At 71.4% G+C, this 15,824-nt stretch carries 8 protein-coding genes and 1 pseudogene; 5 read left to right on the forward strand and 4 right to left on the reverse strand.

The window, feature by feature from the left end; translation table 11 throughout:
- From ACNPQM_RS30925 to ACNPQM_RS30940, 4 genes and pseudogenes are all read right to left on the reverse strand, one after another.
- Positions 1 to 386 (reverse strand): annotated as a pseudogene (locus tag ACNPQM_RS30925) (hypothetical protein); the annotation flags it as partial.
- A 404-nt stretch (positions 387 to 790) separates the two neighbouring features.
- Positions 791 to 1,897 (reverse strand): peptide chain release factor 2, encoded by a 1,107-nt coding sequence (gene prfB / locus ACNPQM_RS30930; RefSeq protein ID WP_358859325.1) that lies wholly within the window; start codon positions 1,895 to 1,897, stop codon positions 791 to 793.
- 78 nt (positions 1,898 to 1,975) lie between these two features.
- Positions 1,976 to 3,214 carry a serine/threonine-protein kinase gene (locus ACNPQM_RS30935; protein ID WP_418086557.1) on the reverse strand — a complete coding sequence of 413 codons (1,239 nt, stop codon included), beginning with the start codon at positions 3,212 to 3,214 and terminating at the stop codon, positions 1,976 to 1,978.
- A gap of 156 nt (positions 3,215 to 3,370) precedes the next feature.
- Positions 3,371 to 5,011, reverse strand: coding sequence for a serine/threonine-protein kinase (locus tag ACNPQM_RS30940; protein ID WP_418086558.1), 1,641 nt, complete (start codon positions 5,009 to 5,011; stop codon positions 3,371 to 3,373).
- Positions 5,012 to 5,490: 479 nt separating this feature from the next.
- Between ACNPQM_RS30940 and ACNPQM_RS30945 the strand changes: the two genes are divergently transcribed.
- The 5 genes from ACNPQM_RS30945 to ACNPQM_RS30965 all read left to right on the forward strand — a co-directional run bounded on the left by ACNPQM_RS30945 (position 5,491) and on the right by ACNPQM_RS30965 (position 15,777).
- Complete coding sequence (locus tag ACNPQM_RS30945; RefSeq protein ID WP_418086559.1) at positions 5,491 to 9,246, forward strand: FHA domain-containing protein; 3,756 nt, start codon at positions 5,491 to 5,493, stop codon at positions 9,244 to 9,246.
- A 292-nt stretch (positions 9,247 to 9,538) separates the two neighbouring features.
- Entirely contained in the window at positions 9,539 to 10,906 is a 1,368-nt protein-coding gene (locus ACNPQM_RS30950) for an ABC transporter substrate-binding protein (protein WP_418086560.1), read from the forward strand.
- A 4-nt stretch (positions 10,907 to 10,910) separates the two neighbouring features.
- Positions 10,911 to 12,296 carry a carbohydrate ABC transporter permease gene (locus tag ACNPQM_RS30955; RefSeq protein WP_418086561.1) on the forward strand — a complete coding sequence of 462 codons (1,386 nt, stop codon included), beginning with the start codon at positions 10,911 to 10,913 and terminating at the stop codon, positions 12,294 to 12,296.
- Between the two features lie 97 nt (positions 12,297 to 12,393).
- A complete protein-coding gene (locus tag ACNPQM_RS30960; protein WP_358859331.1) occupies positions 12,394 to 13,269 on the forward strand; it encodes a carbohydrate ABC transporter permease in 876 nt (291 codons plus the stop codon).
- Between the two features lie 174 nt (positions 13,270 to 13,443).
- Positions 13,444 to 15,777 (forward strand): bifunctional glycosyltransferase/CDP-glycerol:glycerophosphate glycerophosphotransferase, encoded by a 2,334-nt coding sequence (locus ACNPQM_RS30965; RefSeq protein WP_418086562.1) that lies wholly within the window; start codon positions 13,444 to 13,446, stop codon positions 15,775 to 15,777.
- Positions 15,778 to 15,824 lie beyond the last annotated feature (47 nt).

Consider the following 15,824-nt stretch of genomic DNA (forward strand, 5'->3'; position numbering starts at 1 on the left):
CCGTTGCCACCACCGTTGTCGGCCGCGCCACCGTTGCCGTTGCCACCACCGTTGTCGGCCGCGCCACCGTTGCCGTTGCCACCACCGTTGTCGGCCGCGCCACCGTTGCCGTTGCCACCACCGTTGTCGGCCGCACCGCCGTTGGAGGTCGTACCGCCCTGACCTCCGTTGTCACCGCCGCCCGCCGCGTCCGCGCCGTTCTCGGCACCGAGTCCGGCGTCGATGCCCAGGCCGCTGTCGTCGGCCTCCGCGTGGGCGGAGAGACCGCCGATGTTGACTCCGATGCCGACGGCCTGCGCCGCGCCGGCAGCGGTCAGCGAGGCACCCGCGGCGATTACCGCACCTGCGGCTATCCGCGCGACGCGGACTCGCGTCTTCTTGGTCATCTGCTGCTACCCCCAGTAGCTGTTCTCGTCAGTGGAGCAGCCATATGCGGGCTCACGGCTCTGCCGGGGGTTACGCACTCGGCCGGGGCCACGTCGGGCCGTAGCCAAGCCACCCTCCCCGTTCCCACCCGTCCCAGACATACGCATGCTGCAGTAGCACCCTGTCCAGAGATAAGGACTACGTCAAGCCCGTTCCGTGCAATGTGCACCGCTTTACGGCCGGTTGACCGTCATTCAGGGTCACGACTGTGATGCAGTCACCATGGCACCCACGCAATTAGCAGCCCCAACTCCCCTTCCTGGGGCGGAATTGCGTGTGCCGGCCGAACCGGGTCCGGCTACCGAGAACGGCGGTACCGGAACCCCTTGAGGGGCCCGGCACCGCCGTTCGTACGCTTCGGTGGTTACTTCTCGCGCTGCTTCCGCCAGCGGATGCCCGCCTCCAGGAAGCCGTCGATCTCGCCGTTGAAGACCGCGTCCGGGTTGCCGATCTCGAACTCCGTGCGCAGGTCCTTGACCATCTGGTACGGGTGCAGGACATACGAACGCATCTGGTTGCCCCAGGAGTTGCCGCCGTCGCCCTTGAGCGCGTCCATCTTGGCCTGCTCCTCCTGGCGGCGGCGCTCGAGGAGCTTCGCCTGGAGGACGTTCATCGCGGACGCCTTGTTCTGGATCTGCGAGCGCTCGTTCTGGCAGGAGACGACGATGCCGGTCGGCAGGTGGGTCAGGCGCACCGCGGAGTCGGTCGTGTTGACGCCCTGGCCACCGGGACCGGAGGAGCGGTACACGTCGACGCGGAGCTCGGACTCGTCGATCTCGATGTGGTCGGTCTGCTCGACGACCGGCAGCACCTCGACGCCCGCGAAGGACGTCTGGCGACGGCCCTGGTTGTCGAAGGGCGAGATCCGGACGAGCCGGTGGGTGCCCTGCTCGACGGAGAGCGTGCCGTAGGCGTACGGAACCTGGACGGCGAAGGTGGTCGACTTGATGCCGGCCTCTTCCGCGTACGACGTCTCGTAGACCTCGGTCTTGTACCCGTGCCGCTCGGCCCAGCGGATGTACATGCGCTGGAGCTTCTCGGCGAAGTCGGCGGCGTCGACGCCACCGGCCTCGGCCCGGATATTGACCAGCGCCTCACGGGCGTCGTACTCGCCGGAGAGGAGGGTACGGACCTCCATCTCGTCGAGCGCCTTCTTGACGGACGCCAGCTCCCTCTCGGCCTCGGCGAGGGCGTCGGCGTCGCCCTCGTCCTCGGCGAGCTCGAAGAGAACCTCAAGATCGTCGATACGGCCGCGGAGGGCCTCGGTCTTGCGGACCTCGGCCTGGAGGTGCGAAAGCTTGCTGGTGATCTTCTGCGCCGCCTCCGGGTCGTCCCAGAGGGACGGCGCCGCCGCCTGCTCCTCGAGCGCGGCGATGTCCGCCCTCAGCGCTTCGAGGTCCAGGACGGCCTCGATCGACCCCATGGTCGAGGAGAGGGACTTCAGCTCTTCGGAAATATCGACGACTGCCACGGGTCCAGCGTAACGGCTGTCGGCTCGGACCATCCCCGGGCCGTCCTTTCCGCGGGGATCCTTGCGGTCACGGCGCGGTTACGGAGCCGCCGGCACCGCGCTCTTCGTGTCCTGCGGGGTCGCGTCCGCGTCATTGCCGCCGAGGGCCAGCCAGCCGCCCACACCCAGGGCCGCGCACAGCACCAGCGCCACCGCGCCCAGCGTGATGCGGCGCTTACGGATGGCCGCCGACTTGTTCCGCGCCGAGCCCGGACGGGGCTGGCCCGGGGCGCGGGGGGCCCGGGCGGTGCCCCGGGGGCCGCCGGAGAGCTCGTCGGGGCCCGGGACGCGCATGCTGGTGTGGGTGTCCCGGTTGGAGTCCGGGGAGGCGCCGGGGACCAGCGGGACCGCGCCACGACGGCGGGGCTCGTCGGGGGCCGGGGTGTACTGCTGCTCGTCGTAGGGCTGCGGTTCCGGTTCGGCGCCGGGCTCGTCGACGTCCAGGGGCGGGATGCCGGCCAGGTGCGGGAGCTGCTCGCGCAGACGCGCCGCGAGTTCGGAGGCGCGCAGCCGGGAGGCCGGGGCCTTGGCGAGGCACTGCACCAGAAGCTGCCAGAGCTCCTCGGGGATGCCCGGAAGCGGGACCACAGTCTCCGTGACGTGGCGGCGCAGCACCGCGCCGGGGTGGCCGCCACCGAAGGGCGTGAAGCCCGCGAGGAGCTCGTACAGCACCGTCGCGAGGGCGTAGATGTCGACGGCGGCGCGCGGCGGGAGGCCCTCGACGATCTCGGGGGCCAGATAGTCCGGCGTACCGATGATCTTCGTGGCCTTGGTGCGGCGCGGGGTGTCGATCAGCTTGGCCACGCCGAAGTCGGTGAGCAGCGCGGGGTGCGAGCCGCCGGGGCCGAGCGGTCCCTCCATGTCGAGCAGGATGTTCTCCGGCTTGACGTCGCGGTGGACCACTCCGGCGGCGTGCGCGGCCGCGAGGCCGTCCGCGACGTCCGCGACGATCGCGACCGCCGCCTCGGGGGCGAGCCGGCGCTCGCGGTCGAGGCGGGTGCGCAGATCCGTACCGCGTACCAGGTTCATGACCAGCGCCAGGTCGTTGCCGTCCACGACGAGGTCGTGGACGCCGACGATGTGCGGGTGGTCGAGCCCCAGCAGCGCGGTGCGCTCCTGCACGAAGCGTCCGACCAGCTCCTGATCGGACGCGAGGTCCTCGCGGAGCAGCTTGATGGCGACGGGGCCCTCAGGACCCTCGCCGAGCCACACCGTGCCGGCGCTGCCGCGCCCCAGGATCTGGTGGGCGGTGTACCGGCTGCCGATATTCCGTGCCAAGACTGCTCCCTCAGCGGCTGGCGTTGGACCCCCGGTCGACAAAGTTACGCGGCGATCGGGGTGTTACGTGCCCTGGATGGCGCCAACCTTCACTTCTGCAGGCGAAATCGCTCCACAGAAGTCGACAAAGCTACGAAGTTGGTGATGCGGGCTCGGTCAGCCGCCACTGCTGCTGCCCAGTTTCGAGAGCCAGTCGGTGACAGTGGAGACCGCGCCGCTGATCGCTTGCCAGTAGCTCTGCCCCTGCCCAATCCAGTCCTGCAGCGGCGTCAGTTCCCAGATCAGCCAGCCCGCGACGAAGAGCAGCACCACCGTGAAGAGGCAGCCCTTGAGGCAGCCGAGACCCGGGATCTTCATCGGGTTGGCGCTGCGCTGCCTCGGCTCGCGGGGCTGGCGCGGGGCCGGCCGCTGGGGCGCCGGCTGCTGCGGAGGTGCGTACTGCTGCTGGGGGTACTGCGGTTGCTGGCGGCGCTGCGGGTACTGCTGGCGCTGCGGCTGCTGCGGGTACTGCTGGTGCTGCGGCGACTGCTGGTGGTGCTGTGGAGCCTGCTGCGGCTGCTGGCGCTGCGGCCGACGGCGCAGCGGATCCTGGCTCGGATCGAGGTACTGGACCTGCGTCTGCTCGTTGCGGTCGCGGGCCGCCTGCAGCTGGGACTGCCACGGGTGCGGTCCGTCGGGCTGCGGCGGGCCGTCGGGGCGCTGCGGCACGGGCGGCATGACCGCGGTCGGGTCGGCGTGCCCGCCCTGGCCCTGCCCCTGTCCGTACCCGTGGCCGGGCGGGTGCTGCATGACGCTGGTCGCCGCGTTCGGGTCGTACGCACCCGCATTGCTCGGCAGCACCTGCGTCGGGTCGGCCGCATCGGGGGTTTCCGGAACGGCTGCGGGCGCCGGGTCGGGTGCGAGCAGGGCGCCCACACCGTCGGCGGCCGCGATCTGCGCCGAGGTGGCGTGCACACCGACGCCGGCCGCGACGGTACGCAGGCCGCGGGCCAGGTTCTCCGCGCTGGGCCGTCGGTCCGGGTCCTTGCTCAGGCAGCGCTCTATGACCGTCCAGAGCGGCGCCGGGACGGTGGTGGGGCGGCGGGGCTCCTCACTGAGGTGCCGCTGCAGGACCTCGAGGGCCGTGCCGCCGGAGAACGGCGGGCGCCCGGTGACCAGCTCGTACAGCAGGATGCCCGCGCCGTAGATGTCGACGGCCGAGGTCTGCGGGCGGCCCTCGGCGGACTCCGGCGCCACATAGGCGGGCGTGCCGACGAACTCATGGGTCCGGGTCAGGCCCGGGGAATCGGCGAGCCGTGCGATGCCGAAATCGGTCAGCATCGGATGCATCTGGTCGTCGCGCTCGGACAGCAGGACATTCGCCGGCTTCAGGTCGCGGTGGACGACACCGTCGGCGTGGCTGGCGGCGAGCGCGTCCGCGATCTGGGCGGTGAGGAGTGCGGCGGCGACCGGGGTGAGCGGGCCGTTCTCGCGGAGGTAGCGGTGCAGGTCCGGTCCGTCGACCAGATCCATCACGAGGGCGAGGAGATCGCCCTCGACGACCAGGTCGCGGGTGCGCACGATGTTCTCGTGGGTGAGCCGCAGCAGCACGGACCGCTCGCGCAGGAACCGCATCACCACGTCCGGGTCGTTGGCGAGCTCCTCCTTGAGGACCTTGATGGCCACGGTCTCACCGGGCTGGCCGGCGACGGCCGCCTCGGTGCCTGCGGTCTCCCGCTGGCGGGCGCGCCAGACGGTGCCCGTCGCGCCGCGTCCCAGCGGCTCTTCGAGCAGGTACTTGCTGCCTACCGGCCGCACGTCATGCGCTCCCTGCTGATCGTGGTGCTTACGGCCCCCCGGAGCCCGCCCCGGGAGTTTCCGGCCCACTCTAATGCCGCTCCGAGGGCTTCGAGCGGGTCACCGGCCGGTCACCTTCCGGTCGTGGACGCGGTGGGAGCCATCGTGTCCGAAAGAAGACGCCCACACCGGACAGATGGTTGCCGCACACACGTGCGCCTGGCCGGCTTCCGATGGTTGCCCGGCTTCTGTGCGCTCTCCGGATTACCGCCCCAAGCAGGCACTTTTGGGTAGACAGCCGACCTTTCAAGATCACTTCGAGGTGGCCCCCGGGCACGTTGTCAGCGGCAGGTGCGAGGATGCCTCCAGCACGGAACTGTGGGGTCGGAGCCTCGCGGTACGTGACGACCTGTACCGGACGACGCGTCCGTGCCGGGTGGGGGGAATCACAGGGCGTTTCCCCTGCCGGGCACCCCGCGCAGAAGGGACCGCTGACGGCGATGCAGATCCGGCTGACCGTCCTCGCGCCGCGCAGCGGCCAGACCCCGGCGCGCGCCTGTGACGTGCTCGTCACCGCCCCCGCGGGGACGGCACTCGCCACCGTGGCCTCCAACCTGGCCGCCGCCGTCTCCGGGCCCGACGGCTCGCTCGGCAGCGGAGCGGTCGTGCTGTTCGCCGGCCGCGACCGGCTCGACGCGCAGCGGTGCGCGCTCGGCGAGCCACCACTGGTCGACGGCGCGGTGCTCTCGCTCCAGGTCCCGGGGGAGGTCGAGGCGGCGGCCGACGCCGTTCCGGCGCAGTTGCACGTGGTCGCGGGGCCCGATGCGGGCGGCGTCCATCTGCTGCACGGGGGACAGATACTGATCGGCCGGTCCGCCGACGCGGACGTCCCGCTCGACGACCCGGATGTGTCCCGGCTGCACTGCGCGGTGACGGTCTCCGAGAACGGCGCGGTCTCGGTCGCCGACCTGGGCTCCACGAACGGCACCTCGCTGGACGGTACGGAGGTCCACGACCGGCCGGTCCGGCTGAGGCCGGGCGCGCTGCTACGGCTCGGCGAATCGACGCTCCGGCTGACGCCGGGCTCGCCCACGCCGTCGCTGGCGACTGCGCCAGACGGCGAGGGGCATCTGCGGGTCGCACGGGCGGCGGACGGGAACCCCTGGGAGGGACCGGACGGGTACGCCACCGGTCATGCGTACGGCGCGGGCGCCGCACCCGTGGCCTACCCGGACAGCGCACCGGCCGGGTCCGACGACGGGGGCGCACGGGGCACCGCCCGGCGGGCGTCCGGCCGATTCCCGGACGACGAGACACCCCGGCGCGGCGGGATAGGGGCCTGGGCACGCCGGCTGGCGGGGAACAAGGGCGAGCCGGTGCACGAGGCGGCTCCCGACGAGGCAGGGGCAGTGGGTCTGCCGGGCCCGCTCGCGTCCGTACCGCGCCCGCGCTCGTCCTCGGCGGGGACATGGCCCGACCCGGCGGCCGTGCTGCTGACCGCGCTCGGGCCCGGACCCCGGCTGTGGGAGCGCGACGCCGCGCACCCCGAGGCGCTCGTGGTCCGGCTCGGCACCACGGACCGGGCGGAGCTGCCCGCCGTGCCGGTGACCGTGGGACTGCGGGAGGCCGGTTCGCTGGGGCTCGCCGGTCCGCGGGAGCGGCTGGCCGGGCTCGCCCGCTCGACGGTGGCACAGCTTGCCGCGCTGCACTCCCCGGCCGACCTGGAAATCGTGCTCATCAGCACAGACCGTGCCCGCAGCACCGACGAGCGCAGGCGCGAGTGGGCGTGGCTCGGCTGGCTGCCCCATCTGCGGCCGATGCACGGACAGGACTGCCGGCTGCTGCTCGCGTACGACCGTGAGCAGGCGACGGCGCGCACGACGGAGCTGGTGCGCCGGCTGGACGACGGGCCGCTCGGCACCGACTGGGCCAGCGCCGACCGGAGCACGGTCGCCGAAACCGCCCGGCGGTACAAGGGCCCGTTCACCGTGGTGATCGTCGACGGCGACCCCGGATCCGCGGTACTGCGCGAGACCACGGCACGGCTGGCCGCCGCGGGTGCGACGGCCGGGATCCATCTGATCTGTCTGGCCGAGACGCCGGCCGCGTCGCCCACCTCGCCTGTCGCCGCGACATACGAGGCGGCCTGCCATGCGTCGATCGCGTTCCGCGAATGCGGAGCGGTGGGGATGCTGAGCGGCGACGTGGCAACGGCACTGCGGCTGTTGCGCACCGCGGGCGGACAGGCCGCGGGCCACGGCACGGTGGCCACGGTGGACGCGGTGTCGGCGGCCTGGGCGGAGCGGTTCGGGCGGGCGCTGGCACCCCTGCGGACGGAGGGTTCGGCGTCGGCGCCCGCCCGCCTGCCGACGGCAGCCCTCCCCCGGTCCGCCCGCCTGCTGGACGAACTGGGCCTGGCCAGAGCCACCCCGGCCTCCCTGATGGCCCGCTGGGCCTCGACCTCCGAGACCCAGCCGGGGGCGACGGTGCGTGGGCCGGGGAACTGGAACGGCGGTGCCGGCGGGACCGTGTCCGGCGGTGCCGGCGATCCGGGAGCAGCAGCCGTGGATGCCCGCGGTTCGGGCCGTACGGCATACCCGGGCAGCGCGGGCCCTCGCGTGGGGGCACAGCGCACGGTGCCGGTCCCGGGCCCGACGGATGCCGGCGCCCAGGGGTCCGATGAGGACCACGGAGCGGGGTCGGGGCGCACCGCATATCCCGGCGGCGAGTCCTCCGGCTCGGGCCGTACGCCGTACCCGGGAAGTGAATCCGCCGGTTCCGGCCGCACGCCGTACCCGAACGGTGAGACGTCCGGCACATGGGGCCGCAGGCCGTACCCCGGTTCGGCGAACGACACGCACGCAGGCACGTCACGGCATGCATTCAGCCGCGACGAGGGCCGTTCGACGGCCGGTTCGGGTCGCACCGCGTACCCGGACACCGGCAGGCAGGGTTCCGGACGCACCCCGTACCCGGGCACGGACACCCCCGGCTCGGGCCGGACCCCGTACCCGGACACCGACTCGTCCGGTTCGGGCCGCACCCACCACCCCGCCGCGCCCGCACCCCGCGTCGGTGCGCAGCGTTACGGCAGCGCGTCAGGAGACGTCGGCGGCTCCCCTGCCGTTCCCGGGGCGGAGCATGCAACAGCCGTCGGCACGGCCACGGCCGCCACCGCCGCGCCCGGCACCGCAACCTCGCCGCCTCCCGCCTCCGCCTTCACCGGGCGGCCCGTCGTCGTTCTCGGTGCCGGGCCCCGGGGTGCGGTCAGTGTCGACCTGGCCGATGAAGGGCCCCACCTCCTCATCGAGGGCCCGGTCGGCAGTGGACGTACGGAGTTGCTGCGAGCCGTCGCCGCCTCGCTGGCCGCTGCCGCGCGTCCCGACCGGCTCGGCATCCTGCTGGTCGACGGAGCCGGTGGTGAGCGCGGCGAAAGCCTGCGCCCCTGCGCGGAACTCCCGCATGCGTTCACCCATTTGGTCGCCTCCGATCCGGTCAGAATGCGCGAGTTCGCCCAGGCCCTGGGTGGCGAGCTGAAGCGGCGGGCCGAGCTGCTCGGGCAGCTCGACTTCAACGACTGGCATGCCCGGCACGACGTGGCGCAGCAGACAGTCGACCGACGCGCCGCCGGCGCCGCCGAGCAACGCGGTGACCTGGACCCGGTGATGAGCGGCACGCTCCGGCTGCGGCCCGCCGCCACACGGTCCGCGGATCCCGGTCCGTCGCCGCTGCCCCGGCTCGTCGTGCTGGTCGACGACTTCGACGCCCTGGTCGCCCCCGCGCTCGGCAGTCCGGGACGGCCCGCCGCCGGCTCGGTCGTACGAGCGCTGGAGTCCGTCGCCAGGGACGGTGGCCGGCTGGGCGTGCATCTGGTCGCGACGTCCGCCCGCGCCGACCGCACGGAAAACACGGAGCTTGCCCGTGGGGCGCGGCTGCGCGCGGTGCTCGACGCACCCGTCGCCACACCCTCGCCGGAGGATCCGGCACCCGGCCGCGGCCGGCTGGGGCATCCGGACGGGCGGGTGACACCGTTCCAGGGCGGCCGGGTCACGGGCCGCATTCCGCGCACCGCGACCCTGCGGCCCACCGTCGTCCCACTGGAGTGGGAGCGGATGGGCGATCCGCCGACCCGGCGCCCGGTCCGGGAACTGGGCAACGGACCGACGGATCTGGCACTGCTGGCCAGCGCGCTGGAGCGGGCCGCCCGTTCGGTGAACGCCGAGCGAATAGCTCCACTCGTGCCTTACCAGTCCTGAGGCGTCCTCGCCCCGGTCGCCGGTGCGCCCTCGGTCCCTCCCATGACCTCAGAGGCATGGGAGGGACCGCCTCTACGGGCTTCCTCCACGAGCCCGTCCGGCGATCGGAAAAGACTGACTTCACGTCACGAGCCCATCACAATCGATCAGTTGGAGCTGAAAGCGGTATTGCGGCGTCCGCGCACCGGGCGTAGGACTGGTGCGCACAGGACGACCTGATGGACGAGCGGCACCGCCGACCGACCGGCGGCCCCGCCCGTCCGTTCACGCGCACAGGAGAGACGGGGCAGCGATGCGCACAACGCTTCGGATTCGCAGGGCCGCGATGGTGTTCACCGCCGTCGGCGCACTGGCCCTCACCGGCTGCGGCGACGACGGCGGCAGCGAAAAGGGAAAGACGGGAGGAGCGTCCGGCAGTGACGAGCCGAGCTCCTCGGCCGTCGCACTGCCCAAGCTGGACGGCGAGAAGATCTCGGTCGCGGCCGTCTGGACCGGGCCGGAGCAGGCCAACTTCATGAAGGTCCTCAAGGAATTCGAGAAGCGCACGGGCGCCACGGTCACGTTCGTCCCGGCGCAGGACCCGATCGTCAACTTCCTCGGGACGAAGATCGCGGGCGGCCAGCCGCCGGACGTCGCGATGATCCCGCAGGTGGGTGCGATCAAGCAGGCTGTGGAGAAGAAGTGGGCCAAGCCGGTCGGCGCCGACGCGAAGGCGCAGCTGGAGAAGAACTACGCGAAGGTCTGGCAGGACCTCGGCGCGGTGGACGGCGCCCAGTACGGCGTCTACTTCAAGGCCGCCAACAAGTCCCTGATCTGGTACAACGCCAAGGCGTTCGAGAACGCGGGGGCAAGTGAGCCGAAGACCTGGAAGGACTTCATGGCGACGGCCGAGACGGTCTCCGCCTCGGGTGTCACCCCGGTCTCCGTCGGCGGCGCGGACGGCTGGACGCTCACCGACTGGTTCGAGAACGTCTATCTCTCCCAGGCGGGCCCGGAGAAGTACGACCAGCTGGCGCAGCACAAGATCAAGTGGACCGACCCGTCCGTCAAGGACGCGCTGACGACGCTCGCCGAGCTCTTCGGCAAGCCGTCCCTGATCGCGGGCGGCGCCGACGGTGCCCTGCAGACGGAGTTCCCGGTCTCGGTCACCCAGACCTTCACCGGCGGTGACCAGCCGAAGGCCGCCATGGTCTTCGAGGGCGACTTCGTCGGCGTCAACATCGCGCAGACCAAGGCGAAGATCGGCACGGACGCCAAGGTGTTCCCGTTCCCGGCGGTCGGTGCCGAATCGCCCGTGGTGACGGGTGGCGACGCGGCGGTGGCGCTGAAGGACAGCAAGGGTGCCCAGGCCCTGCTGACCTGGCTGGCCTCGGCCGATGCCGCGAAGATCTGGGCGGAGCAGGGCGGATTCATCTCGCCGAACAAGTCCCTGGACACCGCCGCATATCCGAACGAGGTGCAGCGCACCATGGCGAAGGCGCTGATCGCGGCCGGTGACGCCGTCCGGTTCGACATGTCCGACCAGGCTCCGCAGTCGTTCGGCGGGACGCCCGGAAAGGGCGAGTGGAAGACGCTCCAGGACTTCCTGAAGAACCCGAAGGACATCGCGGGGACCCAGGCGAAACTGGAGTCCGACGCGGCCAAGGCGTACAAGAGCTGACGGGATGACGACAGCGACAGCGGGGGGCACCGACTCGGTGCCCCCCGCCGACAAGCGTCCCCCCGAGCGCTCCGGGCGCCCTGATCCCGCAAGCCCGCGCCGGAGCGCGACCGGCACCAGGAAGATCATCGCGATGCTCTTCCTGCTGCCCGCGCTGGTGCTGCTCGGTGCACTCGTGGTCTACCCGATCGTGTACTCCGTGTACCGGTCGTTCTTCGACCAGGCAGGCACGGGCTTCGCCGGCCTCGACAACTACAAGGCGCTGTTCACGGACGACACCATCCGCACAGCGGTCAAGAACAACGCGATCTGGGTCGTCTTCGCGCCGACGATCTCCACCGCGCTGGGGCTGATCTTCGCAGTGCTGACCGAGCGGATCCGCTGGGGCACGGCGTTCAAGCTGATCGTCTTCATGCCGATGGCGATCTCGATGCTGGCGGCGGGCATCATCTTCCGGCTGGTGTACGACCAGGCTCCGGAGCGGGGGGTCGCCAACGCCGTCTGGGTGGGCGTGCACGACACGTTCGCGGAGTCGGCCGGCTATCCGAAGGCGCATCCGCTGCCGGTCCATCCGCTGAAGGCGGGCGGCGGCGGGTCGTTCGTCACGAAGGCGCCGGTACGGGCCGGTGTCCCCGTGGGGTTGCCGCTGGTCGGTGTGGCGCCCGCGAAGATGCCGACGGACGCAGAGCCGGCGAAGGCAGCCCCGACCGAGTCCGGGAAGGTCACCGGCACCGCGTGGCTGGACTTCACCAAGGGCGGCGGCGGGAAACCCAATGTCGTCGACGCCAAGGAACTCGGCCTCAAGGGGCTGAAGATCGAGGCGGTCAAGGACGGCAAGGTGGTCGGCTCGGCCACGGCGGCCGCGGACGGTACGTTCACCCTGCCCGCCTCCGCCGAAGGCGCCCTGCTCAGGCTTCCCGCATCGAACTTCAGGGAGCCGTACAACGGGGTCGACTGGCTCGGCCCGTCCCTGGTGACGCCCGGGATCATCGGGAGTTACGTCTGGATGTGGGCGGGCTTCGCCATGGTGCTGATCGCGGCGGGCCTTGCAGGTCTGCCACGTGAACTCCTCGAAGCGGCCCGGGTGGACGGGGCGAACGAGTGGCAGGTGTTCCGCCGGATCACGGTGCCGATGCTCGCGCCCGTCCTGGCGGTGGTGCTGGTCACCCTGATGATCAACGTGCTGAAGATCTTCGATCTGGTCTTCATCATCGCGCCGGGCTCCTCCCAGGATGACGCGAACGTCCTGGCGCTGCAGCTGTACCGGTCCTCGTTCGGCACGGACGCGGATCTCGGGATCGGCAGCGCCATCGCCGTACTCCTGCTGCTGCTGGTGATCCCGGTGATGATCTTCAACATTCGCCGGATTCGTAGGGAGGGTCGCCGATGACGACTCCGCCGACCACGGCCGACTCCGGCCGGGGGACCGGGTGTTGCCCCCCGGAAGAACACAGCAACATTCGCCGGATCCGGAAGGAGGGGCGCCGATGACCACCCCTACGGCGAAGGCGACGCAGTCCCTCGGCGCACGGATAGCGGCCCGCACCGGCGGCGGCGCGATGCGGGTCTTCCTCGTCCTGGTCGGCCTGTTCTGGCTGATGCCGACCATCGGGCTGCTGCTCTCCTCGTTGCGCGGCGCCGACGACATCGCGGCGACCGGCTGGTGGAAGGTCTTCACCGCCCCGTCCGAGCTCACCTTCGACAACTACAGCCGGTTGCTGGACAATTCGACCATCACCCACTCCCTGCTGAGTACGGTCATGATCACCGTGCCTGCGACGGTCCTGGTCGTGGTGATCGGTTCACTGGCCGGGTACGCCTTCGCCTGGATGGACTTCCCGGGCCGCGACTGGTGGTTCCTGCTGGTCGTCGGGTTGCTGGTGGTCCCCGTGCAGGTCGCTCTCGTCCCGGTCTCCAAGCTCTTCGGTGAAATCGGGATCTTCGAGACGACCTTCGGCGTGATTCTCTTCCACACCGCCTTCGGGCTGCCGTTCGCGATCTTCCTGCTGCGGAACTTCTTCGCGGAAATCCCGCGTGAACTCCTGGAGGCGGCACGGCTCGACGGGGCCGGCGAGATCCGGCTCTTCACCCGGGTCGTGATGCCCCTGGGCGGTCCGGCGATCGCCTCGCTGGGGATCTTCCAGTTCCTCTGGGTGTGGAACGACATGCTGGTCGCGCTGATCTTCGCGGACTCCGACTCCCCGCCGATCACCGTGGCGCTGCAGCAGCAGGTGCGGCAGTTCGGCAACAACATCGATGTGCTGGCGCCCGGCGCCTTCGTCTCGATGGTGATTCCGCTCGCGGTGTTCTTCGCCTTCCAGCGCCAGTTCGTCTCCGGCGTGATGGCGGGCGCGGTCAAGTAACGAACCGACCGCGGTCCACCCGCTGTACGTCAACGTGGGGTGAGTCCCGTTACCCATAACGGGACCCACCCCACCTCCCACTTCGCACGAACGCCACGTTCGGCGTAACCCTCCCACTCCATCGGCCGTTTGCGGACCACCCGCCCGCGCCAGCGAACGACCCATGGATGTGATGTGCCCCGGTTCAGTGTCATCGTGCCCGCGTACCAGGTTCAGGCGTATCTGGACGAGAGCCTGGACTCGGTGCTGACCCAGTCCTTCGAGGACTTCGAGATCATCGCGGTCGACGACTGCTCACCCGATTCCTGCGGCGCGATCATCGACGGGTTCGCCGCCCGCGACAGCCGGGTACGGGCCCTGCACCTGCCGGAGAACGTGGGTCTCGGCCTCGCCCGCAACGCCGGGATCGCGCAGGCCACCGGCGACTATCTGATCTTCCTGGACAGCGACGACACCCTCGCCCCCGGCGCCCTGCAGGCCATCGCCGACCGGATCGGGGAGACCGGCGAACCCGACGTCCTGGTCTACGACTACGCCCGGACGTACTGGACCGGCGAGAGCGTACGCAACACGTTCGCGGAGCAGCTCGCCGAGACCGGCCCTGTCACGTTCACGCTCGCCGACCGGCCCGGACTGCTGAAGGTCCTGATGGTCGTCTGGAACAAGGCGTACCGCCGGACATTCATCGAGGCCGAGGGGTTCACCTTCCCGCCCGGCTACTACGAGGACACCCCATGGACCTACCCAGTGCTGATGGCCGCCGGTTCGATCGCGGTCCTCGACCAGGTGTGCATCAGCTACCGGCAGCGGCGTCAGGGCAACATCCTCTCCACCATCAGCCGCAAGCACTTCGACATCTTCGACCAGTACGACCGGGTCTTCGCGTTCATCGACGCCCGCCCCGCACTCGCCGCGTGGCGGCCGGTGGTCTTCCGCAGGATGCTCGACCACTTCTCGACGCTGTTCACCACCCGCGGCAGGCTGCCGCGCGGCAGCCGCACCGAGTTCTTCCGCCGGGCCCGCGCCCACTGCGCCCGCTATCGCAGCCCTGGCGCCCCCGTCCCGTGCCGCGCCCGGCTGCGCCACGGACTGATCCGGGTCGGCGCCCACCGCATGTACCGTGCCCTGTGGTCCGCGAAGCAGCTGCGCCGCCGGTTGCGCCGGCTCACCGGGGCCGTGCGCCGGGTGGCTCGGGCCGCCTCGCTCCAGGCCTATTACCGCATCCAGCTGCGGCTGCCGGTCCGCGCGGACCGGGCGGTGTTCGCCGCGTACTGGCACCGCGGCTACGCCTGCAACCCGGCGGCGATCGAGGCGAAGGCCCGCGAACTGGTGCCCGGGCTGCACACGTCCTGGATCTGCCGCCCCGAGGACACGCACACCGTCCCCACCGGGACCCGCCCCCTCGCCCCGGGGACGTACCGCTACTGGCAGGCTCTCGCCCGCTCCAAGTACCTGGTGAACAACGTCAACTTCGACCGGCGGCTGGTGAAGCGGCCCGCTCAGGTGCTGCTCCAGACCCATCACGGCACCCCGCTGAAGACGATGGGCCTGGACCTTCGGGACCGCCCCGCGGCGGCCCGCTCCATGGACTTCAAGCAGCTGCTCGCCAACGTCGACAAGTGGGACTTCTCGCTCTCCGCGAACCGGCACTCCACCCTCGTATGGGAGAAGGCATATCCGTCGGGAGCCTCCGGCTGCACGACGCTCGAGTACGGCTATCCGCGCAACGACCTCTTCCAGCGGGCCACCGCCGCCGATGTGGCGCGGCTGCGCGAGTCGATCGGCGTCTCCGAGGGCGTCACCGCCCTGCTGTACGCCCCCACTCACCGCGACTACCGGCGCACCCAGCACCTCGGCCTCGACCTGGAGCGGTTGGTCCGGGAGCTCGGTCCGGGCTTTGTGATCCTCACCCGCGCGCACTACTCGTACGAGGCTCCGCTGGTCCGCGAGCCGCACCCGCGGATCATCGATGTCAGCGGCCATCCGTCGGTCGAGGCGGTCGCGCTCGCCTCCGACGCGCTGGTCACGGACTATTCGTCGCTGATGTTCGACTACGCCAATCTGGACCGGCCCATCGTCATCCACAGCAGCGACCGGGAGGCGTACGAGGCGGCCCGCGGCACCTACTTCGACCTGCACTCCTTCCCGCCGGGCGCGATCGCGCACAACGAGGACGAGCTGCTCGGCATCTTCGCCACGGGCCACTGGCGCGGCCCCCGCTCCGCGCAGCTGCGGGCGGCGTTCCGGGCACGGTTCTGTCCGTACGACGACGGGCACGCGGCGGACCGAGTGGTGCGCCGGGTCTTCCTGGGCGACACCGACGTGCGGGTGACCGCGGTCCCGCCGGCGGAACGGCGGCCGGTGCCCGTCGTCGTACCGGCGCCCGCCACGGATCCGGGACCGCCTGCCGTCCCCGCCGCCGCTGGTTCCGGGTCCGCTCCGGCGGACCGGCAGGCGGCGCCCGCCGAGCGCGGCCTCGCCGGGGCACGGTCCGTCAACGGGACCTGACCGCCGTCTCTCCTCCCAGTGCCGTGACCGGCAATGTCTGCCCGCTG

This window comes from Streptomyces sp. NPDC056231 (assembly GCF_048270745.1).
Taxonomy (GTDB): Bacteria; Actinomycetota; Actinomycetes; order Streptomycetales; family Streptomycetaceae; genus Streptomyces.

Coding starts and splice junctions, on each gene's coding strand:
- ACNPQM_RS30955 (WP_418086561.1), top strand. CDS start 10,911: ATGACGACAGCGACAGCGGGGGGCACCGACTCGGTGCCCCCCGCCGAC.
- ACNPQM_RS30945 (WP_418086559.1), top strand. CDS start 5,491: ATGCAGATCCGGCTGACCGTCCTCGCGCCGCGCAGCGGCCAGACCCCG.
- ACNPQM_RS30950 (WP_418086560.1), top strand. CDS start 9,539: ATGCGCACAACGCTTCGGATTCGCAGGGCCGCGATGGTGTTCACCGCC.
- ACNPQM_RS30960 (WP_358859331.1), top strand. CDS start 12,394: ATGACCACCCCTACGGCGAAGGCGACGCAGTCCCTCGGCGCACGGATA.